Source organism: Novosphingobium sp. (genome assembly GCF_041915465.1).
Lineage (GTDB): Bacteria > Pseudomonadota > Alphaproteobacteria > Sphingomonadales > Sphingomonadaceae > Novosphingobium.
The window spans coordinates 1-3,044 of record NZ_JAYSBK010000173.1; the positions used below are offsets into that span (position 1 = coordinate 1).

Genomic DNA, 3,044 nt, shown 5'->3' on the forward strand with positions numbered 1-3,044 from the left:
ATCACGCTCCACCAGACCTTGTGCTCGCCATTGCCCCAGGTGCGCATCGGATCTCCCGCGCCCGGCGGCTCGATCTTGACCACGTCCGCGCCCATGTCGCCCATCAGCTGGCCGCAGAACGGCCCGGCGATCAGCTGCCCGAATTCAATGACCTTGAGGCCTTTCAGAGCGCCTCTATTCGTATCGTCCATTGTCGTCATTCTGCTTTGGGAAAGCCCCCGGCCCGCGCCAGCATCGAGGGCATATCCTTGCCCATCACGCCGGCCAGCCAATGCGAGGCTTCGAGGAGTTTGTCGAGGTCCAGTCCGGTTTCGACGCCCGAGCGGGCAAACATGTACGCGACATCCTCGGTCGCGACATTGCCCGCCGCGCCCGGCGCGAAAGGACAGCCGCCCAGCCCGCCGATCGAGGCATCGACCACGCTGGCCCCGGCCTCGACCGCAGCCCAGGCATTGGCGACGCCAGTACCGCGCGTGTTGTGGAAGTGGACCCGCACCGGCAGGCCGCCGACAGCCTCGCGCACCGCGCCGACCAGCGCCTTGACCTGCGCGGGGACGGCGACGCCAATCGTATCGGCCAGCGCGATCTCGCAGGGGCCGAAGGCGGCCAGCTGGCGGGCCATTTCGACCACGTGATCGGCGGCAACCTCACCGCCGAACGGACAGCCGAACGACACGGCGATGGTCACCTGCGCGCTGCGGCCGGCGGCCTTGGCAAAATCGATGATCCGCCCGGCCACGGCCACGGATTCGGAGCTGCTTTGCCCCTGGTTGCGAATCCCGAACGGGTCGGAGGCGATTGCCACGGCGCCCAGCTGGTCCAGCCCGCTGGCAATCGCCCGCTCGGCCCCGCGCTCGTTCAGCACCAACCCGATCCGGGTTACGCCTTCCACCTTGCCGAGCTGCGCCACGACGTCTTCGGCATCGGCCATCTGCGGCACGCGCTTGGGATTGACGAAGCTCGCCACCTCGATCCGGCGCGAACCCGCCGCGATCGCGCGGCGGATCAGTTCCACCTTGTCGGCGGTGGAGACGATCTTCGCCTCGTTTTGCAGCCCGTCGCGCGGACCGACTTCAACCATTTCGATGCTGCGGGCTGCGCTCTTGCTCATGGTCAGGCCTGCTTCAGCACCCAATCCCGCACCGTTTCGGCGGCTTGCTGGGCCAGGTCGAACTGACCGAAGTAATAGTGGTTGGCGCCCTTGATCACCTTGTGCTCGATGTCGCACTTGGATGCCGCCGCCATAAGCCGCGCGGCGTGGCTGGGGGTGCAGGCATCGTCGGCGCTGTTTTCGATCACCAGCATCGGGCAGGAAATGCGCGCGGCGCACTTCAGGCCATCGGCGTTGCTGTCATCATAGGACCACTGCGACAGCCACGAACGCAGCGTGGTGAAGCGCGCCAGACCCACCGGCCCGTCGTTCACCACGAAGGGATCTCCCAGCATGCAGTGGCCCGGCTCCCGGTCGTTGGGATCGACCGCCGGATCGAGCCAGCGCGGATCGGCCATCGTCCCCTGCACCGTAAAGCAGCGTTCGTGGTTTTCGAGGCCCTGCGCTTTCAATTCGGCCAGCTGCTCCTTCACCCATTTGGTGATGCGACGGTTGCGGGCGATCTGGCGCTCGCGGAATTCGGCGACGAATTCGGCCGAATAGGGCGGCTTGGGGCCGTTGGGATCGTAGATGTTCCATTCGGGGTTGCGATCCCACGGGCGGCTTTCGTCTTCGATCGAGGGGTCCATCCACTCGGTAAGGGTCAGGTTACGCGAAAGGTGCGCGGCGAGCAGCATCACCCCATCGGCGGGGATCATGTTCGCCGCCGTCAGGTCATAGGGATCGCCCGCCGGAGTGTGCGTCACGCGCGGGTCCTGCGCCTCGGCCTGGTAGAACATCGAGAGCGAGCCGCCGCCCGACCAGCCGCCAAGGTAGACCTTCTTGTAGCCCAGCCGTTCCTTGGCATCGCGCACGCAGGCCGCCAGGTCCATCACCGCGCGTTCCATGATCAGCGCGGTGTCGTTGCCGCGGTAGCGCGGATTGCAGTAGATCGTGTGGATGCCCATCTTGGCGATGGTGCTGACCAGCGGCAGATAGGCCCCGCCGCCGATCGGGTGCGAGAAGATCACCACGGAATCGCACGGTTCTTCCGACTTCAGGAGGTGGCACTCCACCGAAACCTTGCCGATTTCGCCGCCATAGGTGTCCTTGAAGGCGCTCTGTTCGCTGAACAGGACCAGGTAGGGGATGCGTTCGTACTTCACTCTGGCCTCTCCTCAGGCTGCAATCGGGTTGCGGGCGCGCTGGTCGATTGCCGCTGCGCCAAACTTGGCTTCCTTGGCCCCTCGTGTCCGTTTGGTCCATTCGGCAAGTTTTGCCGGGAACGCATCGGTCGCCCCGGCAAGGATCTTGTCGTGGTCCTTGACGCGATAGGTCAGTTCCATCTGAATGCCATTGGGATCGTACATGTAAATGGACTTTACGAAGCCGTGGTCGACTGGGCCGACGGCGCTGATCCCGTAACTGTTGATCCGCTCCTGCATGGCCAGCAGGTCTTCCTCGGATGCGACTTCGAACGCGAAGTGCAGGTCGAAGCTTTCCTTGCGCTGGAACCACTCCGGATCGGCCGAGCCGGGCGCGTCGAAAAAGGCCAAGTATTCGCCGTTGTTCATCCGGAAGAACAGGTGGAGATAGGGATCGTGTTCACCCGTGCCGGTCACTTCTTCCAGCACGATCCCGGTCTTTTCGACCAGCCCCAGCACATCGGAGTAGAACCAGATGGTCTGCTCGGCGTCGCGGCAGCGGTAGGCCGCATGGTGCACGCCAAGGATCGGGCGGGGTTCGATATGTCGGGCCATGCTTCGCACTCCTTCGGGATCAGGCCAAGGCTTGGGCATCATCGACGGTCAGCAAAGCATTGTGGCAACGTAGCACTGACGCCCCCCTCTATACTCCGGACTCAACGCCGGTTGTCAGGGGCGCAGTTTAGATGGCGGGCCCTTGATGTCAATCGGATTGACAATAATTGCACACAATCCGGGCTGGGTGTTTT

Annotated in this window: 4 protein-coding genes; all 4 read right to left on the minus strand. The window is 64.2% G+C overall.

The features are described 5' to 3' along the window. On the minus strand, nt 1–191 hold a 191-nt coding region (locus ACE3SN_RS16595; RefSeq protein ID WP_374531913.1), incomplete at its 3' end, for a CoA transferase. Between the two features lie 5 nt (nt 192–196). Next, nucleotides 197–1,111 (minus strand): hydroxymethylglutaryl-CoA lyase, encoded by a 915-nt coding sequence (locus ACE3SN_RS16600; protein WP_374531907.1) that lies wholly within the window; start codon nt 1,109–1,111, stop codon nt 197–199. A 2-nt stretch (nt 1,112–1,113) separates the two neighbouring features. Beyond that, nucleotides 1,114–2,256, minus strand: a complete 1,143-nt coding sequence (locus ACE3SN_RS16605) for an alpha/beta hydrolase (RefSeq protein WP_374531909.1) — start codon at nt 2,254–2,256, stop codon at nt 1,114–1,116. A 12-nt stretch (nt 2,257–2,268) separates the two neighbouring features. Beyond that, complete coding sequence (locus ACE3SN_RS16610) at nt 2,269–2,850, minus strand: VOC family protein (RefSeq protein ID WP_374531911.1); 582 nt, start codon at nt 2,848–2,850, stop codon at nt 2,269–2,271. Between the last annotated feature and the right edge of the window lie 194 nt (nt 2,851–3,044).